Below are 26,605 nucleotides of genomic sequence, written 5' to 3'. Positions count from 1 at the left end.
AACAAGTGACGCCGTAACGTGAAATTTGAGTTTTCCTGGCATGAAATCGTTTGCTTTTAAATAAAAAGCTAGCAATTTTGTATAGAGAATAGAGTGCTAATCAACTGTTTTTATGAACAAAATTAAAATGAGACATACTATTTTGCTGAATTCACTCATTTTCATTGAATTGCACTGAAAAACAGTAAATAATATTGACCCGTTTACACGGGGCTTTTTTCTTTCGGAGGCACAATGCTTTACCGTCTAGCCAGAACTGGCTTTTTCCAACTTGATGCCGAAAAGGCACATGATCTTGCAATCAAAAACTTCCAACGCTTTAACGGCACTCCTCTCGATCTTTTCTATCGTCAACAATTACCAAATCGTCCAGTAGAATGCATGGGGCTTACATTCCGTAACCCAGTGGGTCTTGCTGCTGGTTTGGACAAAAACGGCGAATGTATCGAAGCGTTTGACGCTATGGGCTTTGGTTTTGTCGAAGTTGGTACTGTTACGCCTCGTCCGCAACCAGGTAACGACAAGCCACGTTTGTTCCGCCTAGTTGAAGCGGAAGGTATCATCAACCGTATGGGCTTTAACAACCTAGGTGTGGATCATCTGGTTGAGAATGTGAAAAAGGCAAAATACAACTGCATTCTTGGTATCAACATTGGTAAAAATAAAGATACACCAATTGAGAAAGGGGCAGAGGACTACCTGATTTGTATGGAAAAAGTGTACGAGTATGCCGGTTACATCGCCGTGAACATCTCGTCACCAAATACACCAGGGCTTCGTTCACTTCAGTACGGTGAAGCGCTAGACGAATTGCTATCTGAACTCAAAGAGAAACAAGCAGAACTTGCAGAAAAGCACGGTAAGTACGTACCACTTGCGCTAAAAATTGCACCGGATTTGAGCGATGACGAAATCAGCCAGATCTGTGAGTCGCTAATTAAGAATAACATCGACGGTGTGATTGCAACAAACACAACGCTTGATCGCACAGTCGTTGAAGGCATGAAACATGCGAACGAAGCGGGTGGTCTAAGCGGACGTCCGGTTCAATCACGTTCAACAGAAGTTGTTCGTAAACTTCATGAAGAGCTTGGCGATAAACTTCCGATAATCGGTGTGGGCGGTGTTGACTCATACGTTGCAGCGAAAGAGAAAATGATGGCAGGTGCACAACTTGTTCAAGTTTACACTGGTTTCATCTACCACGGACCAGGTCTCGTACGCGATATTGTTAAAAATCTATAAGAGCAATCGCTAAATCGTTGAGAAATCGACGCTTGTTACTAAAAAAAGAGGAATTCGTTTCCTCTTTTTTTTTGCCCGTTCGTTTGTAAAATTTAAAAATCATGAGTAGGTAATTAAGCGTCTTACCTCTTATTACTGATTAACTAGTCACAAACAAGAGAACGGAATAATGCTTAAACCCAGCGACAAATGGAATTGGTATTTTGACGAGCAGAAAGCTTGCCTAATGCTGGATTTGGGGGAGGAGATGATTTTCCAAACCAATCTATGCCGTAAGCTGTTGGTCAATTGTGCCTTCTCAGACAATGAATTCACTGTTGATGACGCAAGCGCGTTTCAAACGTACAACGAACGAATCCGTTGTCTCGACATCAACGAATACCGTCAAGCCGAACTTACGCTCTATTGCGTAGCTGCAAAACGCTTTCATAAACCTGTTCAACCGAAGAGCTGGTTCTTCGACGCCCAATGCGATGGACATGAGCCAGAAGAAGGGGATATGGTCTTCCTAACAAATCGATATTCAGAAGGCGTATTCATCGTTCTAGAACCAGGTGAAACATCAAGCCTATGTGCTTACGTAGGGCAGGATGAATTTCTACTTGATGGCAACAAAGTACTGCCATTTGGGCAACCAATTAAAGTAATGCACGATCGCATGGTGTGTGCCAATCACTTATTCACGATGGCACCAATGGCGATGGTGGGTTAATTTCCTTTTGATTTTTCTTTATTTTCGTTCCTTTGTTTGCATTAATCGACCTCATTAGGTCGATTTTTTTTGCCTAGAATTTTCTGAATATCTCCTCTTGTGCACGCCAAATACATGCCTAGGTGAGGGCTATTTTGTATCTCAGATATGAAGTAGCTCACTTTTATTCCACTTTTTTCATTTTAGCGTTTCCTTAATTTAGGCAACCAGACGCCTAATATTTCACCTTTTGTTCCCCTATACGCTCATTTTGTAAGTTAATTACACGCAAAATGGGCGGTTGGTATAGACCAAAAATAATGTAAATAAGTATTCACTCTCGTTATGATGCTTGTCTTTACTAGAAAGTGATAAAGAGACGTATTCTGTTTGTAGATGTGCTGTGTTTTGATTTTCAACAGATGAGATTGGCGACTGTTTGAGCTAATAAAGTAAAAATGCCTTTAAAAACGAGGCATTGATCGTAAAGTCAGGTATAATCAAAGCCATTTTTTATCGACGAAAGAACACTATGAATCAATATCTCGCGGTAACTTCAAACGGCATGGAAAACTTGCTTGTTGAAGAACTGACTAAACTAGGCATTGAAAACGCCAAACCAGTACAGGCAGGCGTTAAATTTAAGGCGACGAATGAACAGATTTACCGTTGCTGTTTGTGGAGCCGCTTGGCGTCTCGATTTGTACGTGTTTTATCGGAATTTACCTGTAACGACGACATGGATCTTTACCTGTCGACGTCTTCAATCAACTGGGTAAACCAGTTCCATAGTTCAAAGCGCTTTGTGGTCGACTTCAATGGCACGAACCGCGAAATCCGCAACAGCCAATACGGTGCAATGAAAGTAAAAGACGGCATCGTAGATTGCTTTGAGAAGAAAGGACTTCCTCGTCCAAACATTAACAAAGAACGCCCTGATATCCGCGTTCACGTTCGTCTGCACAAAGACAAAGCCATTCTTGGTGTGGATATGGTGGGTAGTGGTCTTCATCAACGTGGCTACCGTCCAGAATCAGGTCGAGCTCCGTTACGTGAGACGCTTGCAGCAGCAATCGTAATGCGTTGTGGCTGGGATGGTTCACAACCGCTTCTAGACCCAATGTGTGGTTCTGGTACGTTGCTGATTGAAGCTGCGATGATGGCAGCCAATATGGCACCAGGCGTTAAGCGCAAACAGTGGGGCTTTGAAGCGCTAGAAGATTTTGAACCAGAGCTTTGGGCAGAGATTAAATCAGAGGCAAATGTACAAGCTCGACGCGGTGTCAAAAAAGTTGACGCTAAGTTTTTCGGCTTCGATAACGACCCGAAAGTATTGAAGGTTGCACGAGACAACGCTCGTAGAGCTGGTGTTGAAGAGTTGATTGAATTTGCACAAGGCGATGCAGCAACCATTACTCGTCCGGCTGGTTTCGAATCTGGCGTTATCGTTTCTAACCCGCCTTATGGTGAGCGTCTTGGCACTGAGCCTGGTCTGATCGCGCTATACACAGCGTTTGGTGGTCAGCTAAAAGCAGAATTTGGCGGCTGTAAAGCGTCTATCTTCTCAAGTTCAGACGAGCTACTAAGCTGTCTTCGTATGCGTGCGGACAAACAATTCAAATTGAACAATGGTGCGTTACCTTGTCACCAAAAGAACTACAGCATTGCAGAGCGCAGCATTGATGAAGTGAAAGGCGCGGACACTAATGTTCAAATTGCACCAGACTTCTCAAACCGTTTGAAGAAAAACATTGGCAAGATTGGTAAGTGGGCTCGTAAAGAGAAACTTGACTGTTACCGTATCTACGATGCGGATCTTCCTGAATACAATGTAGCGATCGACGTGTACGGCGATCAAATTGTGATTCAAGAATACGCAGCACCTAAGAATATCCCTGAAGAAAAAGCCAAGCGCCGTCTAACGGACATCATCCGTGCAACGATTCAGGTAACAGGTGTAGAAGCGAATAACGTAGTACTTAAAGTTCGTGAGAAGCAAAAGGGTCGTAGCCAGTACCAAAAATTAGGTCAAGTTTCAGAGACGCTTGAAGTGAACGAGTACGGAGTGAAGCTGATCGTAAACCTTCATGACTACCTAGACACGGGCTTGTTCTTGGATCATAAGATAACTCGTCGTCGTCTTGGCGAAATGGCACAGGGTAAAGATTTCCTTAACTTGTTTGCTTACACTGGCAGTGCAACAGTACACGCTGCAGTTGGTGGAGCGCGTTCTACAACTACGGTAGATATGTCTAACACGTACCTCAACTGGGCGAAAGACAACATGCAGCTAAACGGTTGTGTTGGTCGCCAGCATCGTTTTGAGCAAGCTGACTGTCTCCAGTGGCTTGAGAACGCCAAAGGTGAATATGATCTTATCTTTATTGACCCACCGACGTTCTCTAACTCTAAACGCATGGAAACGTCGTTCGATGTACAACGCGATCATATTAAGCTAATGACAAACCTTAAGCGTCTGTTGCGTGCTGGCGGTACGATTGTTTTCTCGAACAACAAACGTCACTTCAAGATGGACGAAGCAGGGCTTGCAGAACTGGGCTTAAAAGCGCAGAACATTTCTTCTCAAACTCTGCCATTGGATTTTTCTCGTAACAAACAGATTCACAACTGCTGGTTGGTTACTCACGTAGAATAGGGACGGAACAGTAAAAGGATGTTGAACGTGCTAACGCTTTACAGCACTGAAGGATGCCATCTCTGCGAGATGGCGTTTGACCTCGTTAGTCAGATTGGTCTCGCCGAACAAACACACATCGTCGACATAGCGTTCGACGATGCTCTCTTTTCTCGTTACGGCGTAACAATTCCCGTATTAAAATATCAAGATTCTGAGTTGAACTGGCCGTTTGACTTAGAAAAACTCAAACATTGGTTGGATAATAATGGCATTACTTACCATTCATAACGCACAACTTGCATTTGGCGACCACCCATTACTAGACAAAGCAGAGTTCGCTCTTCAAGAAAATGAACGCGTTTGTTTAGTTGGTCGCAACGGTGCAGGTAAGTCTACGTTAATGAAAGTGCTTGCTGGCGACATTTTGTTGGACGATGGCAAGATTCAAATCACCCAAGACGTCGTTGTTTCTCGACTTGAACAAGATCCACCACGCAATCAAGAAGGCACAGTTTACGAATACGTATCTGGTGGTTTAGCTGAAATCGGTGAGCAGTTGAAGATCTATCATGATCTTCTCGATCTTGTCGCTCAGGACCCAAGTGAAAAGAACATTAATCGTCTTGCTAAGATTCAAGAACAGTTGGATCACCTTAACGCTTGGCGCTTTGATGATCGTGTTAAGAATGTACTTGGCGCGCTAAAGCTAAGCCCTGAAACCAAACTGACTGATCTATCGGGTGGTTGGCAACGTAAAGCCGCTCTCGCTCGGGCACTTGTTTGTGACCCTGATGTATTGCTTCTTGATGAGCCAACTAACCACCTTGATGTAACGACCATCGAATGGTTAGAGAACTTTCTAAAGGACTTCAAAGGCTCGATCATCTTCATTTCCCACGACCGTGCATTCATCAAATCGATGGCGACACGCATTGTTGACCTCGATCGCGGACAACTCGCTTCTTTCCCTGGTGATTATGACCAATACTTAAATGACAAAGAAGAGATGCTTCGTGTCGAAGAAATGCAAAATGCAGAGTTCGACAAAAAGCTAGCTCAGGAAGAAGTGTGGATTCGCCAAGGCATTAAAGCACGCCGTACACGCAACGAAGGTCGTGTTCGTGCCCTTAAAAAGCTTCGTGAAGAACGTCGTGACAGACGTGAGGTTCAAGGTAAAGTTAACCTTAACATCGACGATGCTTCGCGCTCAGGTAAGATCGTATTTGAAGCTGAGAATGTCTCTTTTGCTTTTGAAGGCAAAAAAATCGTTGATAACTTTAGCTTCAACATTATGCGTGGTGATCGAATCGCACTGATTGGTCCTAACGGCTGTGGTAAAAGTACCGTTCTCAAGTTGCTATTAGGGCAATTATCAGCGCAAGGCGGTCGTCTTCATTGTGGAACAAAGCTCGAAGTGGCTTACTTCGATCAGTACCGCGAAATTCTTGATCCTGAAAAGACGGTTATTGATAACTTAGCGGATGGTAAGCAAGAAGTGATGGTTGGAGGGCGTCAGCGTCACGCATTGAGCTACCTACAAGATTTCTTGTTTGCACCAAAACGTGCTCGCACGCCAGTAAAAGCCTTGTCTGGAGGCGAAAAAAACCGTTTGTTGCTGGCTCGTATCTTGTTGAAACCTAACAACTTGCTTATTCTTGACGAACCTACCAACGATTTGGACATCGAAACGTTGGAACTTTTAGAAGAAATGCTTGCCAATTATCAGGGTACGTTACTGTTAGTGAGCCACGACCGTGAATTCGTAGACAATACGGTGACGACCAGTTGGATTTTTGAAGGTAACGGCATAATCGAAGAGTTTGTTGGTGGTTATCACGACGCAAAACAGCAGCGTGATCAAGTTCTTGCTTCGCGCAGTCAGGTTGAAAAAGCAGCGAAGAAAGAGAAAGTGGTTGAGGAAACTCCCAAAACTACGCAACCTAAGAACAATTCGAAGAAGTTATCGTATAAGCTGCAAAGAGAATTAGAGGCTCTTCCAGCTAAACTAGAACAATTAGAGGCGGATATTGAGACTCTACAAGAACAAGTGAACGACCCAGAGTTCTTCACTAAATCTGTAGAACAGACTCAACCGGTATTGGAACAGCTCGCTGCGGTAGAGCAGGAGTTGGAAATCGCGTTCGAGAGATGGGAAGAACTCGAAGCAATGCAACAGGATAGTTAAGAATTCGATGAATTGTAGTAACAAATTCAAATTAACCGCCATCGCTATGATGGTGGGTACGGCAATGAATGCTAATGCAGCCCTGTATCAAGTCCTTGAAGTTGATCCTCAGATTAATGGAAATAGTGTTGATACAGAAACAGCTCGAACATCATACGGAGTTGCAATTCAACAAGGCGACGTTCCGTATGCGCTTGGTTGTTTTGATGAAGGTGCTAAATCCGGCTGTAAACCGGTAAATTCCCCTGAGTCTGAACATTTCAAACTAGCGCTTGAAACACGAGTAACCCCAATCTCAACAGGGCAAGAAGTCGACGGTGTTAGCTACCGCGAAGAAGTGCCATTTGCTTTGGATTCTGGTTTCTATTACGTACAAGAGTATGACGATTTTGAAAGATACTGTTTCAACGAACGTCGTTACTCAACGTGTGAATCTTGGGCATCCGTGCATTGGACTCCGTGGAATAAAGAAGCATTTACCAGAGACTTTACTTCAAACGCGCTTGCGTATGTCGAGGGAAATACCGCCAATACAATCGATTCTGCAGCGTATACCAATAAGTACAACAATATCATCAACAGTCTGACTGCTGAAGGGAAGCCTGTAGGCAATCAAAGTGTTATCAGTACAACCGATCCAACTGTTTTAGAAACAAGAAATACGGTTGTTGCACCAGGAACTAGTCCTAACTTTGACACAAGCGACGCAGTTCCAAAGCTTCTAGAAAGCAGGGCTTGGAAAACAAATGGAACATTTACTGTAGGTAGCGTTTCGAGATTTGCCAACAATGATAATGGCGACCACTCGACATCTAAAGCAGCCATTTGGGATGCTACAGGTTCAGCGGTCGAATTAGGTTGGCCAAGTGGACAAGCTCAAGAAGATGAACGCCTGGCGCAAGGTAGCATGCGAGATTTTGTTGTAAAAGATTCAACTGTTTATGGTGTTGGGTACAACACCTATGACAGTGACAACAACTACATGAACGCAACCGTGTTCGTAGGAACGTTGGCAAAAGAAGGCTCGGTCGTTGATTCTACATGGGTAAATAAAGAAGTTGATGGTGCCCAACAAAGAATCAGTGGTGATACGGTTCATACCAACTCACGTCTAACTGACGTAAATGCAAATTTTGTTGCGATTGGTGAAGCCAAACGTTCGGGGGCTTACTTAATGCCAACAGGGTCAGCACCAAATCGTCTCTTTGTTGTTGACGATGTGACTAAGAGCTCAGTAAGTGCCTTCTACCCAACTTCTGGTATATTCTTTAGCGGTGCTGGCGGTCAAATGGGTGGCATCAACTCATACAATGAGATTGTTGGTCAATTAGATGCTGAGAAGACTCGTGAAGAAGAGGGTAAACCTCGTCGTAAGCGTGGATTTATCTATCCATATGCTCAAGGTGGAACAGTTAGTGAGCGTGCTAAAGAAATCTTCGATGGCAAAGCTTGGTTCCTCGACGATCTCACCAACGGTGCAAACGATCAGAGCGCAAGCGCTAGAGATATTTCTGACCGCAACAACGAGTTCCGTATAATTAGCGCTTCAGATATCAACGATGCCGGCGTGATCTCCGCGACAGCAATGAAGTGTGCAGGCGGTTATGACACAACGGCTCACAACTCTTTCTGTAGTAACGGGGAAGAAAAAATTGTTGCTGTTAAGCTGGTACCAATTGCTGGTGCAAGCGCTGAGAATAACGATATCCAGCCAAGAAGTGTCGAAGAAGAAGCCGCTGAGCGCCAAGGTGCTGGTCTAGGATGGCTGGCTTTGACCATGCTGGGTCTATTCGGGTTCCGTAGAAAATAGTCAGTAATTTTTAAATCAAGCAGAGGTTCACAGAAATGAGCCTCTGCTTTTTTTATGCCTTGAGAAAATGCGCAATTTGATCGATTCTTGTAGATGGAGTCATAAAAACTCCATCAAAGTTTCACAATAACAGTAGTACGTTTGTAAATGGACCTGTATGAGGAATTAACTATGAAGAGACAAAAGCGTGATCGCCTAGAACGAGCTCAATCTCAAGGCTATAAAGCTGGGTTGAATGGAAGGTCTCAAGAGGCTTGCCCATATCAACAAATTGATGCTCGGTCGTATTGGTTAGGTGGTTGGCGTGATGCCAGAGATGAAAGACAATCTGGTCTCTACAAATAAACTCTCCACATACAAACAGAAGGATTTGAAAGGGCTCGTTAAGAGCCTTTTCTGCGTTTAAAGCGGATGTTTTTAAATGTAGCAATTTACGCGTGTGTCTAAACTAAATGCCATAAGATAAAGAAAAGGCTCCTTTGATAGGAGCCTTGAAAATACTTCAGAGTAGGAGATTAGAAGCTTGAAGTGTCTTGGAACAAACCCACTTTCAGATCTTTTGCTACGTAGATTTCTTTACCATCTACACATACACGACCATCAGCTAGACCCATTACTAATTTGCGGTTAACAACGCGCTTCATGTGGATCTCGTACGTTACTTTTTTCGCTGTTGGTAGGATTTGACCCGTAAACTTCACTTCGCCAACACCCAAAGCTCGACCTTTGCCTTTACCGCCAACCCAGCCTAGGAAGAAGCCAACAAGCTGCCACATAGCATCAAGACCAAGACAGCCAGGCATTACTGGGTCACCAGGGAAGTGACAGTCAAAGAACCAAAGATCTGGAGTAATGTCCAATTCTGCGAGGATCAAACCTTTACCAAAATCGCCTTCAGTCTCAGACATTTTAGTAACACGATCCATCATTAGCATGTTTGGCGCAGGAAGCTGAGGGTAACCTGGTCCAAATAGCTCACCTTGGCTAGAAGCGAGAAGATCGTCACGGTTGTAAGAATCACGTTTGTTTTGCATTATCAATTACTCCAATTTTTGATAGCTGCATCTTAGTGAACACGTGTACGCTAAACAACTCCGATCAGTACTAGACAAACCAGTTTTTGATGCGCTCCACAATTCCTTCTGGATGCTCATGTCTTTCAAAGTTTTCAATACGTTCGGCAATTTTACCAATGATGCTGTCGTCTTCACCGCGAAATGGTTTAGACATCAGAATGGGAATCGCTTCATCAACAGTAGAAACTGACCAAATATGGAACTCACCATTCTTAATGCTTTGTATGACATCTTTATGTAACGCGAGATGTTTTAGGTTAGATTTAGGCATAATCACACCTTGCTCTCCCGTAAAGCCTTGGTGTTTACATACTTGGTAGAAGCCCTCAATCTTTTCATTCAAGCCTCCAACGGCTTGCACGCGACCAAATTGATCCACTGCACCAGTAACCGCGATCTGTTGATTCACTGGAGATTCTGACAAGGCACTCACCAAACAACATAGCTCTGCTAAGGAGGCACTGTCTCCATCGACTTCGCTGTATGATTGCTCGAATACAATCGAAGCGGAGTATGGTAGTGGTTCATCAAGATTCAGTGCTGAACTCACAAACGCTTGCATGATCATCATGCCCTTAGCATGTAGGTTGCCGCCAAGTTCTGCTTTGCGTTCGACGTCTGAAATATCACCATCACCAAAGTGAATAACACAAGAAATACGCGCAGGTTCCCCATAGGAGACAGGGTGTCCGGCCATATCAATCACTGTAAGACCATTAATTTGCCCAACCTGTTCGCCGGTCGTCTCAATGATCACTTGTCCATCAAGAATATCGTCCACAGCACGTTGTGGTAGGTAAGATTCACGGTAATATTTATCATCAATAGCACGATCAATATCGTCAAACTCGATACTCGATGAGTTTGAATACTGACCAGCAAGACCTAACAGCTGGTTGTGCCACAGTACACCGAGAGGCAGATAGTGTTGATCTTCTGTATAGCGCATGCCGGCAATAATTAATCTTCGGAAGGCTTCGTTACTCAATGCAGGGTGTTGGTATTCATGGCAAATCCAATTGACCAAACCAACGTATTTACTTAGGTTTTCTTGAGATAAGTGGATATCTTCTTCAACCTCAGTATACATCGTCAGACCTGTAGAAAAGTCTTCATCGACATATTCGATTTCCGCTAACTGGTTTCGATCGCCTGTAATGATCAGCTTTACATCGTAGTCTTGTGGTGCAAAAGGCGATGACGCAATTCGATTTGGTGTAAGGTTAATCGGGGCAAAGCTTCCACCTTGAACTGCTGCTTTAATGCTTGGCCAGCGCGCAGCGTTTGCAAGCACTAAGTTGGCAGGAACAACAAGATAACCGCCATCTGCTTTAGACAGTAAGCCAGACTCAAATGTCGTTTGACCATCTTGATTCACGCTGTAGCGATCAAATAACTCTTTGGCATCGAGTGACTCAACTGTCACAACAGGCGCTGACGACTTATTCTTCAATACTTCGCTGACGAAACCACGATAAAGCGCATTATCAGTGCAATTCACTAATAAAATACGGGTTAATCCTCGAACACGAGTAAATCGGTCAATGGTCGCCTCAAGCCTAGGCTGAAGGTCAATAAAGGGCTTAATCGGTAGAGAAGTGGCTTTACTTAAAATCTCTTCGTACTGCTCGAAAGAAGGGGTGACATCTTGCCAGTTAACTTGGTTCATTCAAATTCATCATAATTTAGTCTTGCAAGCATTATAGCGAAACGACGATCAACTCCCTAGCGACAATTTGACCAATCCAAAAATTCTGCAAATTCAGTTGATTAAACCTTCGACAAATGAGTGATCAACATCGATACTTTTATGAGTTTTAATTGCCGAATCTGCACACTTGGGTTACGCTGTCACCATAAGTGTATTGAGGGTCAGAAGGATGAAATATCAACAGCTTGAAAATTTAGAATGTGGTTGGAAATGGAAGTATCTCATCAAAAAGTGGAAGGATGGTGAAGCCGTTACCCGATACATCGATACGAGCGAAGCCGATGCCGCAATTGCCGAACTTCGTAAACTTGAGCATGAGCCAACCCAAGTTCTTACTTGGATTGAAAACCACATGTCTGAAGAGCTTGATAATAAGCTGAAGCAAGCGATCCGTGCTAAGCGTAAACGTCACTTCAATGCAGAACAAGTCCACACGAAGAAAAAGTCCATCGATCTAGATTATCGAGTGTGGGAAAAACTCTCCAATCGAGCGAACGAGCTAGGCTGTACGTTATCCGATGCTATTGAGTATTTGTTATCAGAGGCATCTCGAAGTGAAAAAGCCAGTATGAAGGTATCGTCGCTGAAAGAAGACTTGAGTAAATTGCTTTCTAGCTAAGGAGTATCAAATGCTTTACGTAATATTGATTGCTGCTGTTGTCATTTTTTGGCTTATCGCCGTAGATAGACCTGTCCTAAAAGTTAAGTTTGAACAAGGGCAAATATCGAAGGTGAAAGGTCACATACCGCCTTCTTTTAAACACAACCTGCAAGACATCGCTGAGCATTCTCCGTTTGATGGCGAAATGAAAGTCTATAACCAACGTACAGGTATGCGCTTAACCTTTTCCAAAGACGTGCCGAAAAAAGTTCAACAACGCATTAGAAACGTTTTTCCTCACCAAGGCTTTAAGTCCACCAAAGGTAAAAAGCGAGCTTAAGAAAACTATCAATTACTTATTCGTGCTAAACGGGACGCATTTAATGTGTCCCATTTTTATATCAGCAAAGTCAGTGAGTTAAAGTTTCACTTTTTACGAATTGAAAGGGAACTTCATGCGATACACTGTCACGTTTTTGTGCTTTTTATTTGGAATTTCTGTTGCTATAGCTGACGACTCAGAAATCAATCCTGTAGCGAAAAAAATCAAAGCGGAGCTTCAGAAGAAAACAGATAGGGCATTTGATGGTTACCACGGATATTGTGACTTGATGATTGAAATGGAACACAAAGGCAAGAGTGCAACGATCAAGAGAGTTAAAGGAAGTGGTGATAAACGCGTATGTCAGTTCACCAAATCAAATGTGAAAATTGGCAAACGTTATCGTTATAAATTCTCTGAAAAGTACATACGACTACACATAACAACGGGCAATTAGCATTCACTAATAATATTTCGATAATTAGTATTTATTTATAAGTGGAATTAATATCACATTCCATTTACTGCATGTGTCTTTATAGATAAACTTGCCGACAGGAAAATAAAAACAACGTTAGGAATATCAGTTTGTTGCTCACGCAAAAAAATTACACACCAGAAGCAATGGACATCGCGGTCAAAGTATCGAAAGAAGTCGAACTTAGACATGCCAAGTGGCTAGCTAGTATGAACCACCAAGTGGATCAGTCACAAGTGGATAAGCTCCTCAGTTTACAGGGGCGTTATTGTGACGATGTGATCTTTAGTGAAGAAGACAGAATCACGCGCAACCAAAGAATACTTCTCATGTGCGAACAAGAGCGAGTAAAAGAAAAACGCCAAATCGTGGAAGACAAGCAGAAAACACTGCAAAAAGTCATCAGCGATGTATCGAAAGTGGCCGATCGAATGTTAATGAAGAAGCTTGAAACGCTTCCAATTGATAAATTATCGAGCAATATACCCGCATTTGAGTTATTCGCATCGTTTGCCTATTCTCCATCTCTAAGCTTTTCAAAACTGACAGACTTGGCTAACAATAGCCATCAGCTAAGCTCAACGATTATAGATCTGATTGAGAACTCAAGACTGCGTGAGCGAGGGAGTGCGGCTAAAACTAGTTCAGATGCAAGAGTCGCGATTGGGCGCCTTGGAATTGAAAATTGCCGTAAGCTATTCCCGGTTTTAATGGCGCGCCCAATGATGAGATGGTCAGATAATAATACTAAAATCCTGACTCCCAAGTTTTGGCAACAATTGGTTTTGACTGCCAACGTCACCAAAATGCGATTGGAATCGGCAGATGTTCAAGATTCCGATTGTGGTGTTTTGATCGGAACGCTTCGTAGCTTAGGTAGCATCGTCTTGATTAATCACTTCACAGATACGTTTGAAGACGCACTCATTGAAGTCATGCTGAACTATAGAAAAACGAACAGGAAAGATGAGTATTATGCCTGTGCCGATGTCCGACCAAATTCCGCTTTCTTGCCTAAAGTCATTGTCGATATGGAAGCTCTGGTGACTAAAAGACTTTTAGAATACTTTCACTGGTCGAAGAATGTAGAACATATAAAAGTTGCTGTTCTTGAAGACATCGAAAGCAAACCCATCTTAGAGCGCAGTGTCTATGGAGCAGCTTTAGCGCAGGCTAGGGCATATGCAATCTATGATAACTTATCGAGAAGTGAAGTGTTTGCAGAAAAGTACAAACCATTTTGGTTTGCTAACGTCCAGATATCAGGGGAAGCATTGTCATCAATTAGAATGAGTGCTCCAGGAAAGATGACTCTTATGATGTAAAAGAGTCACAGTGTCACAAAAAAACTCAAAGCGACTGTAACAAGTCGCTTTTTTAATGTCATAAGAAAATGAATAAACAAGTGACACCTCAGTATTGTTGAAGAACACAAGGTTACGACGTCACTAATGCTTAACTGTAAGTTCATCAAACGTCCAGTCACATCATCGATAAAGACTAATAGACAGCATTTGTCAGATCGTCCTTCAAACCAATCGTGGTAAGAGCCATCAATTTGAACGAGCTCGCCTAAACAATCACGTCGGTAGCGAGGTTGGTAAACTTTAGGCTTGCGTTGCGAATGCGGCGTCCATAAACCATCTGCAATCATCCAACTTCGTAAGGTCTCGTTAGATACTGGAAGACTATGTAACTCCGTTAGTTTTTCTCTGGCAAGTGTTGGAGAAAAATCAGAATAGTGATCACGAATCAGTTTTAAAACTGTGTCTCGGTAGTCACTGGGATAGCGGTTATTACTTGGCTTACCTCAAGCTTGGTGAGTCAATCCTACAGCACCGAATTCTCTCAGGCGATTCATAAGCCTCTGAACTTGGCGAACACTCAAATCAAGGATGTCTGCCGCGTCGACTCCTAACAACAAATCTCATATGCTTGTGAAAACAACTGAGCATTGGTAAAAAAGCTCAACTAGATTTGCAAAAAACAAAGGTGCTTTCGCATGTAAAGGTGGTGATTAGTCATTAGCATCCAATAAAAGTTCATTAATAACAATGGTCTATTATCAAGCCATCAAATCTTAAAGGATGTACAAATCTCATTTTTAATGGTTTTTACCACACAGCATTCAGAACGCCAATTTAACCTCACACCAAGTGCGCATTATGTATATTATGTTAAATAGAATATCAACGTACGCCAATTCTTTCTTCGTTTGGGCTCCTATCCCTCTCAGATTTTAAAATATAAGGCTTTTTATGAGTGTCATTAAACATAACCGCGATTTACCATAAAATACTTAATATAGATCTTAATAATCTTACGATTGTTAAGATCTATATTAATTCGCTACGCGATCTCCACTAATGAATGGATCGCTTCGTAGATATCCTGTCTGCGAACTGGCTTTGATACAAATCCGTCCATGCCAGCTTTCATGCATGTCGCTTTATCACTCTCAAGCGCGTGTGCAGTCAATGCAATGATTGGTGTTTTGATTCCTTTTTTTCTGATAAGTCTTGTCGCTGTAATGCCATCCATAACGGGCATCGACACATCCATTAAAATGATATCGATGTCTTGTGTTTGTTGCTCCAAAAACGTTAAGGCTTCCGCGCCGTGGCTGGCAATAAATACATTGTGCCCGAGTTTATTCAGAATAAGCTTTATCACTAACTGGTTAGATTCAGTATCTTCCACGACTAAAATGTTGGTCGACTTTGATGGCTGATTTGATTCTATCTTTACCGGTCTTTCTTGGTTAGTCCTGGTAAGAACCGGGATTTTGACTGTAAAATGAGAGCCGACTCTCTCTTCACTTTTTACAGAAATTGAACCTCGCATCATCTCAACAAGGTGTTTGGTGATGGCAAGTCCAAGCCCGGTACCACCGAATCGACGAGTAATTGAGCTGTCGCCTTGATGAAAAGCTGTAAACAAATGACCAATTTTAGCTTGAGGGATTCCTATCCCAGTATCTGCAACAGATATGATGATTTCACCATTGCTTTCTAGCACAGAAACATGCACATCTCCAAAGTCTGTAAACTTAATCGCGTTTCCAATCAAGTTAAAAAGCACCTGCGATATACGAGTAGAATCAATCCAGTACTGTTTATTTCTATCTAGATTGCAGTGTAGGTCAAAGCTCAAACTTTTGCTTGTAGCCACTTGTTTTTGTTGAGAAACAATTAGTGTTACCGCGTCACTTAAGTCTGTCCACTGTTCATTTAAATGGAAGCTTCCTGACTCTATCTTTGATAAATCCAAAATGTCGCTGATAATCGCCAATAGCAAATCTGCAGAGCATTCCATTTGGTTCAATACATCTGACTGGGCATCGGTTAAAGTTGATTGTCTCAAGATGTCTAACATCCCAAGAACTGAGTTCAAAGGCGTTCGAATTTCATGACTCATCATGGCCAAAAACTCAGACTTCGATTGGTTAGCTCTTTCTGCTTCTTCTCTAGCCCGTGCTAATTGAGACGTCCTCACCTCAACGATACGTTGTAACTTCTCTTTGGTTTCAATATCGATAACAGCCCTTTCAATTAAGGGTCTAAAACGCCTTAACGTTTCTTTGTTTTCAATACTGAAGTGACCTTTTTGAGCTCCAACAAGGATGATAATAGTCTGGGTTACTTCAGATCGAATGCCCGTAAGTAGCATTGAATTCACGTGGCTTTTAATAAAGGAGTTTAAGCTCTCAAACTCCTTTAATCGCATCGGCTCGAACAACAAAATACATTCGCCATTAAGCGCCCTTTCCGACGCGTTACCCGGTAACCAATCTGCTCTATCAAAAACACTATTTGTTGATAATAGCGTCTTGAAGTTTTGTCTATTACAGTCGCGGGTAATGACGATGAAGTCATCAAAATCAATGTACTTCTTTAGAACACTGTTTAGACCAGAGAAAATCTCGTGACGGTTTCGAGCTTCACTCATTGCAGAGATTGCTGACAGAATGGCTTTGTTTTCATCAGCCAATAACTTCTCACGTTGCCTTGCCTCTTTGAGTTCGACAAGTGCCTCTTGTAACGCTTCCTGCTGGTATATCTCTAAATATTTATCTTTCATAAGGTTTATGGAATATCGCTGATGATATCATCAGGTTTCCATGTCCATTCTCACCACCTATAAATCTTCCTTGCTCACCAAAAGTAAACGGGCAAATAAAAGGCAGGTTCTCTAATTCCTGATTAATTTGTTCACAAACACTGTTGATGTCCTGTTTTAAGTGCAACATAGGACCAGCACAAAAGATATTGATCACCCCTATTTTTCGAGATTCCTCTAACTTTTGATTGAATGCAGCGTTCACAACTCTCGCCGCTCTTGCGACAAGATGCTGGCGACTACCTTGCATCAACGTTAGCATTTCGCCTTCTTCAATATCGGTGAAAAGCTCAATGCCACCTTGTTCAGTTTCTCTTATCGGGTGTGAGAGTTTGTAATAAGGTCTCTCATACAATTGACCCGCGATGCGCCCTAACGGATATGCACTTGAGTTAGTGAACAGGAAGCTTTCTCTATCAGTTTGTGTTTCTTGATGATTTGTCCACGCTCGATATACATCGAGAGCAGGTTGATTATCTATCTCGAGTAAGATGCGACCTTTCGTTTTCGTCGCAATACCAGTTATCCCTGTTGGCGAGTGTCCTGCGCTGAATGCGATATCGACTGGCTGTGAGGAGTAAAACAACGTTAAGCTCACGCCATTTTGTTCGTACCCCTGAGAGGTAATAATTGACCAATTGCCTTCAATGTTATTGTCAGCAGCAGAACCACCAATGATTGGGACTAATGTTCCGAATCGACTGTCAATGCATTCTATGACAGATTCTTCATTCCCAGGTGTCGCATGTAAGAGAATTAAGTTAGGAACCTCACCTACTCTATCTGCATGAAATAAAGCCATATTCAGCGCTTGGTCTACGCTGGATTCAATATCCGTACTATAAGTTGAAATTCCTGTCCCGTAAGAATGTAAACCTGAGTCATAGATCGCGAGTATCGCAATGGTAGGACCTTGATGGTAACCATGGTTAGTCATGATAGCTTGGCATGAGCTAGCACCATGGAATGGAATGTCAGGGAACAGATCGGAGAATGCGTACTGAATTGCTCTGAAGTCGTACTCTTCAGTGTAGTAGCAAATGATATGTGAGAGATTCTCCTCACTGAGTTCAGAGCGAAATTCTTCTATCGCTAAATATTCGTCGGTGATATGAGTAAATAATGATTGGCACTGCATACGGTTTTATTATTGGTTATCACTTTACTGTTATACCACTGCAAATTTTTACTGCTAGGCAAGAAAGCATTAATTGCATAAACAAGATGCAATTATCTCGCGTCAGATCAGATTTATAAATGAACTTGGACAATATTTTCATTTAATTTGATATTAATCGCTTTTGTTTCCGAAATACTATTCCAATTGATGTCTCGATATTTATCGTTGAGATTAATAAATTCACCAGATTGATTTAGATCAATTTTTATACTGCGATTTTCTGGGCTTTCGATTGAAAAGCCTTTCGAAGTCTTATTTATAGTGATTTTTGATACACCAATTGTTACATCACATCGTTGTTTTTGTGAACAGTCCACCCCTTTGCTCGTCTCATAAGTAAAGGTGCGCCAGAAAAAGGCACCGATTAAAAGACTGAGCATGATTAAGATTTGTGCAAGTCTCGCCTTTGTTAACTTTTGTGCGGCCATAATTCCTAATATCCTTGTTACAAACTTCAAACTTTTTAAATAAAAAATGATTTCCAGAGGTCTTGTAAGGTTACTACTCTGTCATTGAAATGTTAATTCAAGTATAGTGTCACGCTGAAAATGCCACTTTTTATTAAAGTCAGCAATGGAAATAAAGTGATGATAACACTTGAATTCTAGAGTTTACTTGGGTGGTGTTACGACGCAAGTCGTGTTGGAAGTAAAGTGTAGTTAATTAGAAATTGGAAGCATGCAAATGAGCCAAGTAAAGCAGCTTGAACAAAACTACAACTATACAGTCGTTCGCCAATTTACCCTTGTGACCATTTTATGGGGCATAGTTGGTATGGCTGTTGGTGTTTTGATTGCCGCTCAGTTAGTTTGGCCACAGCTAAACTTTGATACGCCGTGGTTGACGTACAGTCGTTTACGTCCATTGCATACTAATGCGGTAATTTTTGCGTTTGGTACCAGTGCTCTGTTCGCAACATCTTATTATGTTGTTCAGCGCACCTGTCAAACACGTCTTTTTGGTGGCCCACTCGTTGCCTTCACCTTTTGGGGTTGGCAAGCAATTATCCTAGCCGCAGCAATCACCCTACCTTTAGGTTTAACCTCTGGTAAGGAATATGCTGAGTTAGAATGGCCTATTGATATCGCAATCGCGATAGTATGGGTATCTTACGCAGTCGTGTTCTTTGGAACATTGGTCAAGCGTAATACCTCTCACATCTACGTGGCTAACTGGTTCTTCGGTGCCTTTATCCTAACAGTAGCAGTACTTCACATCGTGAACAGCATGGCTATCCCTGTGTCACTTGGTAAATCGTACTCGATTTATTCTGGTGCAGTGGATGCAATGGTTCAATGGTGGTATGGACACAACGCGGTAGGTTTCCTACTGACCGCTGGTTTCCTAGGTATGATGTACTACTTTGTCCCTAAACAAGCTGAACGTCCTGTTTACTCTTACCGTTTATCTATCGTTCACTTCTGGGCACTGATTTCCCTATACATCTGGGCTGGTCCTCACCATCTGCATTACACAGCATTACCTGACTGGACTCAGTCTCTTGGTATGGTGATGTCTTTGGTTCTATTTGCTCCATCTTGGGGTGGTATGATCAACGGTATCATGACGCTGTCTGGCGCATGGCATAAGCTTCGCTACGACCCTATCCTACGTTTCCTAATCGTTTCATTGTCTTTCTACGGTATGTCTACTTTCGAAGGTCCAATGATGTCTATTAAGACAGTAAACGCGCTATCGCACTACACAGACTGGACCATTGGTCACGTTCACTCTGGTGCACTAGGTTGGGTTGCAATGGTTTCAATTGGTTCTGTATATCACCTTGTCCCTCGTCTATTTGGTCAAGAGCGTATGTACTCTGTAAGCCTAATCAATGTTCACTTCTGGTTGGCGACTATCGGTACTGTTCTTTACATCGTAGCGATGTGGATCTCAGGTGTAATGCAAGGTCTAATGTGGCGCGCAGTTAACTCTGACGGCACACTAACATACAGCTTTGTAGAATCTGTAGAAGCATCTTACCCGTTCTACTTCGTACGTTTCTTAGGTGGTTTCATCTTCCTATCAGGTATGTTCTTAATGGCATACAACACGTACAAGACGGTAACTGCGCCTAAAGAAAGCTTAAAAGCTATCCCTCAACCGGCATAAGGAGATTAAAGAATGAGTAATAATTCGAATAATCGCCACGAAATCCTAGAACGCAATGTCGGTTTGTTGGCTATTTTCATCGTATTTGCAATCAGTTGGGGGGCGCTTGTTGAAATCACTCCTCTGATTTTCCAGAAGCAAACGACGGAGCCTGTAGAAAATCTACGAGCTTACACTCCTCTGGAAATGGAAGGTCGTGACATATACATCCGTGAAGGTTGTAACGTGTGTCACAGCCAGATGATTCGTCCTTTCCGTTCTGAAACAGAGCGCTACGGTCACTACTCTGTCGCTGGTGAGAGCGTTTGGGAACACCCATTCCTATGGGGTTCTAAGCGTACAGGTCCAGATTTGGCACGCGTAGGTGGACGTTACTCTGACGAATGGCATCGTGTTCACCTTATTGACCCGCGAGAGCTAGTACCAGAATCAAACATGCCAGGCTTCCCTTGGCTTGAAGAGAACGTACTAGACGGCAAGCTGACACAGAAGAAACTAGAAATCTTCCGTGACCAGTTCGGTGTCCCTTATAAGGATGAAGAAATCGCGAATGCGGCTAAAGAAGTAGAAGGTAAAACAGAGATGGATGCAATCATCGCTTACCTTCAGTCTCTTGGTCATGCAATGAAGTAAGGGGGTCATATGGATTTCGGTACAATTCATAGTATTTATACCGTTGTGCTCTTCGCTAGTTTTATTGGCATCGTATGGTGGGCATTTGGTAAGAAGCGTAAAGCACGCTTTGAGGAAGATGCTAACTTGGTGTTTGCTGACGAAGAACAAACGCCCCCAAATAACCAAGGAGTGAAGAAGTAATGACTACATTCTGGAGTCTCTGGATTATCGTGATTACTGTCGGTACGCTAGTAGGCTGTGCGATCCTCCTGACTTGGTGCGCTAAAGACAAAATGGGCGTCGAGGAAGGGGAAGACATGGGCCACGAGTACGATGGTATTCGCGAGCTTAATAACCCTCTACCAAAATGGTGGACATACTTGTTTGTGAGCACGTTTGTGTTTGCTGCTGTATACCTGACCCTATTTCCAGGTCTAGGTAGCTTCAAAGGTGTCCTAAACTGGCAGAGTTCAGATCAAACTGTACGTACGTTGGAAGAGTCGAAAGAAGCCATCGCACGAGCACAAGAAAACAAGCAACTTAACCAATACGCTAAAGAGCTAGATGATGCTGATGCATACTTCGGTGAAGCATTCCGCGCACTTGCTCACAACGCAGATGGTCTACGCCCTATCCCTGAGATTGCGCAAGATCCTGAAGCAATTAAAGTTGGTCAACGTTTGTTCCTACAGAACTGTTCGCAATGTCATGGCTCTGATGCTCGTGGTCAAAAAGGTTTCCCTAACCTAACTGACGACGCATGGTTATATGGCGGTGAGCCAGCGGCTATCGTGACTACTATCATGCAAGGTCGTATCGGTCAGATGCCAGCGTGGAAAGATGCACTTGGTGAACAAGGTGTTCAAGAAGTCGTAAGCTACACGTTAAGCCTTTCTGGTCGTAAAGTGAACGTACGTGAAGCAGAAGCCGGCAAAGCTCGTTTCGTTGTGTGTGCAGCTTGTCACGGTACCGATGGTAAAGGTAACCCTGCTGTAGGTGCACCAGACCTAACTGACCAAGATTGGTTATTCGGCGATTCACGCGCTGCAGTAACAGAAACAGTTATGAACGGTCGCTCTGGTGTAATGCCTGCTTGGAAGGACATCCTAGGCGAAGACAAAGTTCAACTTGTCGCGGCATACGTCTGGAGTTTAAGCAACTCTGACAATAAGTAACATTTCAATAACAGCCCCTTTCATAGGGGCTGTCTTTCCTTTAAATTTAAAGCCTTACATTTTTTCATTTAGCTGTTGAGAACTTTTTTATGGTAAAGCCTTGGTATAAACAATTTTGGCCGTGGTTCCTGATCATCCTGCCTCTAACTGTTGTGGTATGGACAATCGTTACAGTGGTCGTATTCGCCAATAACTCTGTTTCTTTGGTCGCCGAGGATTACTATAAAAAAGGCAAAGGCATCAATATCGATATCAGTAAAATGAATGTCGCTCGTGACCTTGGTCTTAACGCTACTATTTCGTCTGATAACAACACAGTGGTTATCTCTTTCAATAAAGGTGAATTACCGCACTTCCCTGCACTAACAGCGACATTCACGCACCGTACATTGCCAGACCGTGATTTCACTAAGCTACTTACTGCTGATGCGAAAGGTAACTATCGTTTAACGCCAGAAAACTCTATTCAAGGTCCTTGGTTCGTTGAGCTTGAACCGCATAACAAAGAATGGATGATTCAAGGTCGCGTCGAATTCCCAGCACAACCAACAACATTAATGAAGTAAGCCTATGTGTAAATCCTGTTATCACTGTGGTGAAGATGTACCAGCCAACACGGATTTCAAAGTAGAAATATTAGGTGAAATTCGCGACATGTGTTGCCCGGGTTGTGAAACGGTGGCGCAAACCATTGTTGATAGTGGTCTTGTCTCCTATTACCAATATCGAACTGCGCCAGCAGAAAAGGCGGATCTAGTCCCCGAGCAACTCCAAGCTCTCATCCATTATGACAATGAGGACGTTCAGTCAGAGTTCGTTCGTAACCACGAGAACACTTCTGAAGTAACCCTTTCTTTAGAAGGCGTGTCCTGCGCTGCTTGTGCGTGGCTGATCGAAAAGCAAGTTTCCGGCGTTAAAGGATTGGTTTCTATTCGTGTAAATACCACCACTAACCGAGCTTTACTTGCATGGGATAAGACACAAGTACGTCTGAGCGAGTTACTATCAGTGATTCACAAGCTTGGTTACAAAGCAGCACCTTTTGAGGCAGACAAGCAAGAAGCTGCCTACCACCATACGATGAAACAGTACCTTTATCGTTTAGGTATCGCAGGTCTTGCAACCATGCAAGTAATGATGCTTGCAGTAGCATTGTATTTGGAAGTTTTTGGCGATTTGGAGCCAGAGTTTAAAAACTACTTTCGATGGGTAAGCTTAATCTTCGCAACACCTGTACTGCTCTATTCAGCGCTTCCCTTTTACCTCAATGCATGGCGAAGTATCAAAGGTCGAACCCTTGGTATGGATGTTCCTGTTTCCATTGCGCTGATTTTTGCTTATGTGGCGAGCTTAGTCGCAACAGTGACTGAGCAAGGCGAAGTGTTTTTTGAATCTATCTCGATGTTTACCTTCTTCTTGTTGGTCGGTCGATTCTTAGAAATGCGCGCTCGTCGCAAAGCAGCTGCGGCTAGCGGTAACCTTCTTAAGTTAATCCCTGCAATAGCGACAACACTAGACGGTGAACAAATTCCGGTGAAAACCCTAAAGGTAGGCGATCGCATTCGCGTTCTTCCTGGCGAACATATTCCTGCCGACGGTAAAGTGATTTCTGGTCGTATCCATATCGATGAATCGATGCTGACCGGCGAATCTGTTCACGTGGTTAAGAAAGCAGGAGATGCAGTTTACGCGGGAACATTAAATGGAGACGAATCGTTCGAACTTGAAGTGACGAATTCTAAAGCAGATTCAATGATTTCTAATATCGTTCGTCTTCAAGATGAAGCCCAACATTCCAAACCAAAAATCGCAGAAATTGCCGACGTAGTAGCGCGCTATTTTGTTGGCGCAATTTTAATCATTTCTGCAGGGACTTGGTTCTACTGGCACCAAACTAAACCCGATGATGCATTCTGGATTATGCTCTCTGTTCTGGTTGCTACTTGTCCATGTGCCCTATCTCTAGCGACACCAACCGCGTTAACGTGTGCAACTTCTCGTATGGGTAACTTTGGTATCTTGTTACGTAAAGGGCATGTTTTCGAAACGCTGTGTAAGATTAATCATCTTGTCGTGGATAAGACCGGCACCTTGACTAAAGGCGATATCGAGATTAGTGAAACCAAAACTTTAGCTGAGTTAGATAAGTCAGTGGCATTAGCTCTTGCTGCGGCACTTGAGGCGCATGCAAATCACCCTATCGCACGAGCATTTTCTGGTTTTGGTCATGAAGATATCTACGTCGATGAGGTTCAAAACGTCATTGGTTCTGGTATTCAAGGTGTTTGGAACAACAAGACAGTAAAAATTGGCAGTGCTAATTTTGTTGTTGGTGAAAACCGAGATGAAAGCAATGCTGTGTATCTTTCTGTAAACGAAGAACATGTGGCGACCTTTTACTACCGAGATCCCATTCGTAAAGAGAGTAAAGCATTCATCCAACGCTTTGCTGACGCTGGTATTACAACTACCTTATTGACAGGCGATTCATTACAAAATGCCCAGCCTGTTGCAGATGAAATGGGTATCGACCATGTGATCGCATCGGCAAAACCAGAAGACAAACTCGCGTATCTTAAAGGACTAGATCAAGACGATATCACCATGATGGTTGGCGATGGCATCAATGATGCGCCTACGCTGGCTGGTGCGCACCTTTCTGTAGCGATGGGTGGTGGTACGGACGTCGCTAAAGCTTCTGCAGATATGACGCTCCTAGGCGATAATTTAGAAAAGCTATTAGAAGCAAGGTTGCTTGCAATACGTACAAGAAAGATAATTCGAGAAAACTTGGCTTGGTCTTTGGGCTACAACCTGCTAATTTTGCCGCTTGCTGTTGCAGGCTTAGTCGCCCCCTACGTCGCCGTAGTCGGTATGTCAGCGAGTTCTATTATCGTTGTATCCAACTCGTTGCGACTGCTTAAAGAGAAGTAAGTGAGAGATCAAACATGGAAAGTCTTTACATATTAATCCCTATCGCCATTGTGTTGGTCTGTGTCGCCGTTGCTATTTTTCTTTGGGCTGTTCGTAGCGACCAGTTTGAAGATCTAGAGCGACAAGGTCACAACATTCTTCTTGATGAAGACGAAAAACCAAATAATAAAAAACAATAGCGTTATTTTATGAGCCCAGACTTTATTGGTGCATTTATGATCGGTCTCGTTGGGGCTGGTCATTGCATGGGAATGTGTGGCGGTATCGCCTCTCTACTCTCCATGGGCGCACCGAACAATAAACCTTCTTCCTCTATTCCCCTTTTCTATAACGTTGGCAGACTCGCAAGCTACGCGTTAATTGGCGCAATTGTTGGTGGTGCTATATCAGGTCTTTCAGAGTTGAGCGGTTTAACCCAGTCTCTCGCTTGGCTTCGATTTGTCGCCGCGCTTTTCATGATCTTAGTCGCCCTATATATCGCAAAATGGTGGCAAGGACTGCTTGTTATTGAGAAAGCTGGTCAACATATCTGGAAGTTCATCTCTCCAGCAGGAAAACGCTTGTTGCCACTGAAGCACCCAATGTATGCCTTTCCATTTGGCTTTATTTGGGGCTGGTTACCGTGTGGACTAGTATACTCGGCGTTAACCTGGTCTGCAGTTTCAGGAGACGCTTTAAACGGCGGATTAATCATGCTGTCGTTTGGTCTCGGAACTCTTCCATCAATGCTTGCCATCGGATATGGTGCGAGCCATTTTCAGAAGTTGCAAAAATCGTTAATATTTAGAAACATCTCTGCATTAATCCTAATAAGCTATGGCATGTATACTGCCGCCGGCGCGATGCGAATGCTTGGTTTCATATAGCATCAAAGTCGTTTTCCATCATTTTTTTGCTACCCTTTAGAAGTAAGCGGTGATAAAATATTGATGTATATCAAATAGTGAAAGGTTGTTATGATTTCTGAAAAACCTGCAACAAAGCGTATCCAATCAGGTGGTTGCGCGATTCATTGCCAAGATTGTAGCATTAGCCAACTGTGTATTCCGTTCACTCTAAACGAGTCTGAACTGGATCAGTTGGATCAAATCATCGAGCGTAAAAAGCCAATTCAAAAAGGCCAAGAGCTTTTTAAAGCAGGTGATGAGCTAAAATCTCTGTACGCTATCCGCTCTGGCACAATCAAGAGCTACACCATTACAGAACAAGGCGATGAGCAAATTACTGCGTTTCACTTAGCAGGTGACCTTGTAGGTTTTGACGCAATCACGGGCGATCTACACCCAAGTTTTGCTCAAGCACTTGAAACTTCAATGGTTTGTGAGATTCCTTACGAAATCCTTGATGACCTATCAGGCAAAATGCCTAAGCTTCGTCAGCAGATCATGCGTCTAATGAGTAGCGAAATTAAAGGTGACCAAGAAATGATCCTTCTGCTTTCTAAAAAGAATGCTGAAGAACGTCTTGCGGCTTTCCTTTACAACCTATCAACACGTTTCTCGCAACGTGGTTTTAGCCCTCGAGAGTTCCGTCTAACCATGACTCGTGGTGATATTGGTAACTACCTCGGTCTAACAGTTGAAACCATCAGCCGCCTACTTGGTCGCTTCCAGAAATCTGAAATTCTGAGCGTAAAAGGTAAGTACATCACCATCTTAGATCACGATGCATTGATGGAACTTGCTGGCGTCAGCAAAGACTAATTTGCCCTAT

The 26,605-nt window shown here is 43.0% G+C and carries 25 protein-coding genes and 1 pseudogene; 20 read left to right on the top strand and 6 right to left on the bottom strand.

Features of this window, described 5'->3' with window-relative positions:
- Window positions 1-234 precede the first annotated feature (234 nt).
- The 7 genes from pyrD to rmf all read left to right on the top strand — a co-directional run bounded on the left by pyrD (window position 235) and on the right by rmf (window position 8,914).
- Window positions 235-1,245 carry a quinone-dependent dihydroorotate dehydrogenase gene (pyrD, locus tag NL647_RS16840; protein WP_017190185.1) on the top strand — a complete coding sequence of 337 codons (1,011 nt, stop codon included), beginning with the start codon at window positions 235-237 and terminating at the stop codon, window positions 1,243-1,245.
- 169 nt (window positions 1,246-1,414) lie between these two features.
- On the top strand, window positions 1,415-1,957 hold the full coding sequence (locus NL647_RS16835) for a cell division protein ZapC (RefSeq protein WP_017190184.1): 543 nt from the start codon (window positions 1,415-1,417) through the stop codon (window positions 1,955-1,957).
- A 511-nt stretch (window positions 1,958-2,468) separates the two neighbouring features.
- Window positions 2,469-4,592 carry a bifunctional 23S rRNA (guanine(2069)-N(7))-methyltransferase RlmK/23S rRNA (guanine(2445)-N(2))-methyltransferase RlmL gene (gene rlmKL, locus NL647_RS16830; RefSeq protein WP_038898065.1) on the top strand — a complete coding sequence of 708 codons (2,124 nt, stop codon included), beginning with the start codon at window positions 2,469-2,471 and terminating at the stop codon, window positions 4,590-4,592.
- A gap of 18 nt (window positions 4,593-4,610) precedes the next feature.
- The gene (locus NL647_RS16825; RefSeq protein WP_009702647.1) at window positions 4,611-4,862 is read left to right on the top strand and encodes a glutaredoxin family protein; all 252 of its coding nucleotides are present in this window, start codon (window positions 4,611-4,613) and stop codon (window positions 4,860-4,862) included.
- Window positions 4,840-6,759 carry an ABC transporter ATP-binding protein gene (locus tag NL647_RS16820; RefSeq protein WP_005446816.1) on the top strand — a complete coding sequence of 640 codons (1,920 nt, stop codon included), beginning with the start codon at window positions 4,840-4,842 and terminating at the stop codon, window positions 6,757-6,759. Before NL647_RS16825 ends, NL647_RS16820 begins: the two co-directional genes overlap by 23 nt.
- A gap of 7 nt (window positions 6,760-6,766) precedes the next feature.
- Window positions 6,767-8,569 (top strand): DUF3466 family protein, encoded by a 1,803-nt coding sequence (locus NL647_RS16815; protein WP_253650426.1) that lies wholly within the window; start codon window positions 6,767-6,769, stop codon window positions 8,567-8,569.
- A 171-nt stretch (window positions 8,570-8,740) separates the two neighbouring features.
- Window positions 8,741-8,914: a ribosome modulation factor gene (rmf, locus tag NL647_RS16810; protein WP_005446820.1), complete on the top strand. Its 174-nt coding sequence runs from the start codon at window positions 8,741-8,743 to the stop codon at window positions 8,912-8,914.
- Between the two features lie 170 nt (window positions 8,915-9,084).
- On the opposite strand, the gene fabA is transcribed toward rmf, so the two are convergent.
- Window positions 9,085-9,603: a bifunctional 3-hydroxydecanoyl-ACP dehydratase/trans-2-decenoyl-ACP isomerase gene (gene fabA, locus NL647_RS16805; protein WP_005390081.1), complete on the bottom strand. Its 519-nt coding sequence runs from the start codon at window positions 9,601-9,603 to the stop codon at window positions 9,085-9,087.
- A 70-nt stretch (window positions 9,604-9,673) separates the two neighbouring features.
- Window positions 9,674-11,314: a Lon protease family protein gene (locus tag NL647_RS16800; RefSeq protein ID WP_253650425.1), complete on the bottom strand. Its 1,641-nt coding sequence runs from the start codon at window positions 11,312-11,314 to the stop codon at window positions 9,674-9,676.
- A 211-nt stretch (window positions 11,315-11,525) separates the two neighbouring features.
- Between NL647_RS16800 and matP the strand changes: the two genes are divergently transcribed.
- The 4 genes from matP to NL647_RS16780 all read left to right on the top strand — a co-directional run bounded on the left by matP (window position 11,526) and on the right by NL647_RS16780 (window position 14,082).
- Entirely contained in the window at window positions 11,526-11,975 is a 450-nt protein-coding gene (matP, locus tag NL647_RS16795) for a macrodomain Ter protein MatP (RefSeq protein ID WP_005446823.1), read from the top strand.
- Window positions 11,976-11,985: 10 nt separating this feature from the next.
- Window positions 11,986-12,297, top strand: a complete 312-nt coding sequence (locus tag NL647_RS16790; protein WP_005446826.1) for a DUF3634 family protein — start codon at window positions 11,986-11,988, stop codon at window positions 12,295-12,297.
- 115 nt (window positions 12,298-12,412) lie between these two features.
- A complete protein-coding gene (locus NL647_RS16785; protein WP_009697844.1) occupies window positions 12,413-12,736 on the top strand; it encodes a hypothetical protein in 324 nt (107 codons plus the stop codon).
- A gap of 131 nt (window positions 12,737-12,867) precedes the next feature.
- Window positions 12,868-14,082: an HDOD domain-containing protein gene (locus NL647_RS16780; protein WP_253650424.1), complete on the top strand. Its 1,215-nt coding sequence runs from the start codon at window positions 12,868-12,870 to the stop codon at window positions 14,080-14,082.
- Window positions 14,083-14,201: 119 nt separating this feature from the next.
- On the opposite strand, the pseudogene NL647_RS16775 reads toward NL647_RS16780, so the two are convergent.
- From NL647_RS16775 to NL647_RS16760, 4 genes and pseudogenes are all read right to left on the bottom strand, one after another.
- Window positions 14,202-14,681 (bottom strand): annotated as a pseudogene (locus tag NL647_RS16775) (ISNCY family transposase); the annotation flags it as partial.
- A gap of 425 nt (window positions 14,682-15,106) precedes the next feature.
- On the bottom strand, window positions 15,107-16,837 hold the full coding sequence (locus NL647_RS16770) for a response regulator (protein ID WP_038898070.1): 1,731 nt from the start codon (window positions 16,835-16,837) through the stop codon (window positions 15,107-15,109).
- Entirely contained in the window at window positions 16,827-18,014 is a 1,188-nt protein-coding gene (locus tag NL647_RS16765) for an FIST signal transduction protein (RefSeq protein ID WP_005445769.1), read from the bottom strand. The genes NL647_RS16770 and NL647_RS16765 overlap by 11 nt, the downstream gene beginning before the upstream one ends.
- Before the next feature lie 113 nt (window positions 18,015-18,127).
- Window positions 18,128-18,484, bottom strand: a complete 357-nt coding sequence (locus NL647_RS16760) for a hypothetical protein (RefSeq protein ID WP_253650423.1) — start codon at window positions 18,482-18,484, stop codon at window positions 18,128-18,130.
- Window positions 18,485-18,740: 256 nt separating this feature from the next.
- Between NL647_RS16760 and ccoN the strand changes: the two genes are divergently transcribed.
- The 9 genes from ccoN to NL647_RS16715 all read left to right on the top strand — a co-directional run bounded on the left by ccoN (window position 18,741) and on the right by NL647_RS16715 (window position 26,595).
- Window positions 18,741-20,168, top strand: coding sequence for a cytochrome-c oxidase, cbb3-type subunit I (gene ccoN / locus NL647_RS16755; RefSeq protein ID WP_005445771.1), 1,428 nt, complete (start codon window positions 18,741-18,743; stop codon window positions 20,166-20,168).
- A gap of 12 nt (window positions 20,169-20,180) precedes the next feature.
- Complete coding sequence (gene ccoO / locus NL647_RS16750; protein WP_009697800.1) at window positions 20,181-20,801, top strand: cytochrome-c oxidase, cbb3-type subunit II; 621 nt, start codon at window positions 20,181-20,183, stop codon at window positions 20,799-20,801.
- Window positions 20,802-20,810: 9 nt separating this feature from the next.
- A complete protein-coding gene (locus NL647_RS16745; protein ID WP_069687127.1) occupies window positions 20,811-20,984 on the top strand; it encodes a CcoQ/FixQ family Cbb3-type cytochrome c oxidase assembly chaperone in 174 nt (57 codons plus the stop codon).
- A complete protein-coding gene (gene ccoP / locus NL647_RS16740; RefSeq protein WP_253650422.1) occupies window positions 20,984-21,958 on the top strand; it encodes a cytochrome-c oxidase, cbb3-type subunit III in 975 nt (324 codons plus the stop codon). The genes NL647_RS16745 and ccoP overlap by 1 nt, the downstream gene beginning before the upstream one ends.
- Before the next feature lie 89 nt (window positions 21,959-22,047).
- Entirely contained in the window at window positions 22,048-22,524 is a 477-nt protein-coding gene (locus NL647_RS16735) for a FixH family protein (RefSeq protein ID WP_069687126.1), read from the top strand.
- Between the two features lie 4 nt (window positions 22,525-22,528).
- Window positions 22,529-24,892, top strand: a complete 2,364-nt coding sequence (locus NL647_RS16730) for a heavy metal translocating P-type ATPase metal-binding domain-containing protein (protein WP_005445777.1) — start codon at window positions 22,529-22,531, stop codon at window positions 24,890-24,892.
- Between the two features lie 14 nt (window positions 24,893-24,906).
- Window positions 24,907-25,071: a cbb3-type cytochrome oxidase assembly protein CcoS gene (ccoS, locus tag NL647_RS16725; RefSeq protein WP_005429857.1), complete on the top strand. Its 165-nt coding sequence runs from the start codon at window positions 24,907-24,909 to the stop codon at window positions 25,069-25,071.
- Between the two features lie 9 nt (window positions 25,072-25,080).
- A complete protein-coding gene (locus NL647_RS16720) occupies window positions 25,081-25,758 on the top strand; it encodes a sulfite exporter TauE/SafE family protein (RefSeq protein WP_005445779.1) in 678 nt (225 codons plus the stop codon).
- Between the two features lie 90 nt (window positions 25,759-25,848).
- Window positions 25,849-26,595 carry an FNR family transcription factor gene (locus tag NL647_RS16715; RefSeq protein ID WP_005445781.1) on the top strand — a complete coding sequence of 249 codons (747 nt, stop codon included), beginning with the start codon at window positions 25,849-25,851 and terminating at the stop codon, window positions 26,593-26,595.
- The last annotated feature ends 10 nt before the right edge of the window (window positions 26,596-26,605 follow it).

This window comes from Vibrio sp. Y29_XK_CS5, assembly GCF_024181835.1.
In the GTDB taxonomy this organism is placed as follows: domain Bacteria; phylum Pseudomonadota; class Gammaproteobacteria; order Enterobacterales; family Vibrionaceae; genus Vibrio; species Vibrio harveyi.
The sequence above is the reverse complement of the archived record's forward strand: the minus strand, read 5'-3'. Positions and strand labels throughout refer to the sequence as shown.

What these genes read in the sequence shown, in the direction of transcription:
- matP (WP_005446823.1), top strand. Translation starts at nt 11,526, where the DNA reads ATGAAATATCAACAGCTTGAAAATTTAGAATGTGGTTGGAAATGGAAG.
- NL647_RS16745 (WP_069687127.1), top strand. Translation starts at nt 20,811, where the DNA reads ATGGATTTCGGTACAATTCATAGTATTTATACCGTTGTGCTCTTCGCT.
- fabA (WP_005390081.1), bottom strand. Translation starts at nt 9,603, where the DNA reads ATGCAAAACAAACGTGATTCTTACAACCGTGACGATCTTCTCGCTTCT.
- pyrD (WP_017190185.1), top strand. Translation starts at nt 235, where the DNA reads ATGCTTTACCGTCTAGCCAGAACTGGCTTTTTCCAACTTGATGCCGAA.
- rmf (WP_005446820.1), top strand. Translation starts at nt 8,741, where the DNA reads ATGAAGAGACAAAAGCGTGATCGCCTAGAACGAGCTCAATCTCAAGGC.
- NL647_RS16815 (WP_253650426.1), top strand. Translation starts at nt 6,767, where the DNA reads ATGAATTGTAGTAACAAATTCAAATTAACCGCCATCGCTATGATGGTG.
- ccoS (WP_005429857.1), top strand. Translation starts at nt 24,907, where the DNA reads ATGGAAAGTCTTTACATATTAATCCCTATCGCCATTGTGTTGGTCTGT.
- NL647_RS16760 (WP_253650423.1), bottom strand. Translation starts at nt 18,484, where the DNA reads ATGGCCGCACAAAAGTTAACAAAGGCGAGACTTGCACAAATCTTAATC.
- NL647_RS16790 (WP_005446826.1), top strand. Translation starts at nt 11,986, where the DNA reads ATGCTTTACGTAATATTGATTGCTGCTGTTGTCATTTTTTGGCTTATC.
- NL647_RS16765 (WP_005445769.1), bottom strand. Translation starts at nt 18,014, where the DNA reads ATGCAGTGCCAATCATTATTTACTCATATCACCGACGAATATTTAGCG.
- NL647_RS16770 (WP_038898070.1), bottom strand. Translation starts at nt 16,837, where the DNA reads ATGAAAGATAAATATTTAGAGATATACCAGCAGGAAGCGTTACAAGAG.
- NL647_RS16825 (WP_009702647.1), top strand. Translation starts at nt 4,611, where the DNA reads ATGTTGAACGTGCTAACGCTTTACAGCACTGAAGGATGCCATCTCTGC.
- ccoO (WP_009697800.1), top strand. Translation starts at nt 20,181, where the DNA reads ATGAGTAATAATTCGAATAATCGCCACGAAATCCTAGAACGCAATGTC.
- NL647_RS16835 (WP_017190184.1), top strand. Translation starts at nt 1,415, where the DNA reads ATGCTTAAACCCAGCGACAAATGGAATTGGTATTTTGACGAGCAGAAA.
- NL647_RS16735 (WP_069687126.1), top strand. Translation starts at nt 22,048, where the DNA reads ATGGTAAAGCCTTGGTATAAACAATTTTGGCCGTGGTTCCTGATCATC.
- ccoN (WP_005445771.1), top strand. Translation starts at nt 18,741, where the DNA reads ATGAGCCAAGTAAAGCAGCTTGAACAAAACTACAACTATACAGTCGTT.
- NL647_RS16730 (WP_005445777.1), top strand. Translation starts at nt 22,529, where the DNA reads ATGTGTAAATCCTGTTATCACTGTGGTGAAGATGTACCAGCCAACACG.
- NL647_RS16785 (WP_009697844.1), top strand. Translation starts at nt 12,413, where the DNA reads ATGCGATACACTGTCACGTTTTTGTGCTTTTTATTTGGAATTTCTGTT.
- NL647_RS16820 (WP_005446816.1), top strand. Translation starts at nt 4,840, where the DNA reads ATGGCATTACTTACCATTCATAACGCACAACTTGCATTTGGCGACCAC.
- NL647_RS16720 (WP_005445779.1), top strand. Translation starts at nt 25,081, where the DNA reads ATGAGCCCAGACTTTATTGGTGCATTTATGATCGGTCTCGTTGGGGCT.
- NL647_RS16715 (WP_005445781.1), top strand. Translation starts at nt 25,849, where the DNA reads ATGATTTCTGAAAAACCTGCAACAAAGCGTATCCAATCAGGTGGTTGC.
- rlmKL (WP_038898065.1), top strand. Translation starts at nt 2,469, where the DNA reads ATGAATCAATATCTCGCGGTAACTTCAAACGGCATGGAAAACTTGCTT.
- NL647_RS16800 (WP_253650425.1), bottom strand. Translation starts at nt 11,314, where the DNA reads ATGAACCAAGTTAACTGGCAAGATGTCACCCCTTCTTTCGAGCAGTAC.
- ccoP (WP_253650422.1), top strand. Translation starts at nt 20,984, where the DNA reads ATGACTACATTCTGGAGTCTCTGGATTATCGTGATTACTGTCGGTACG.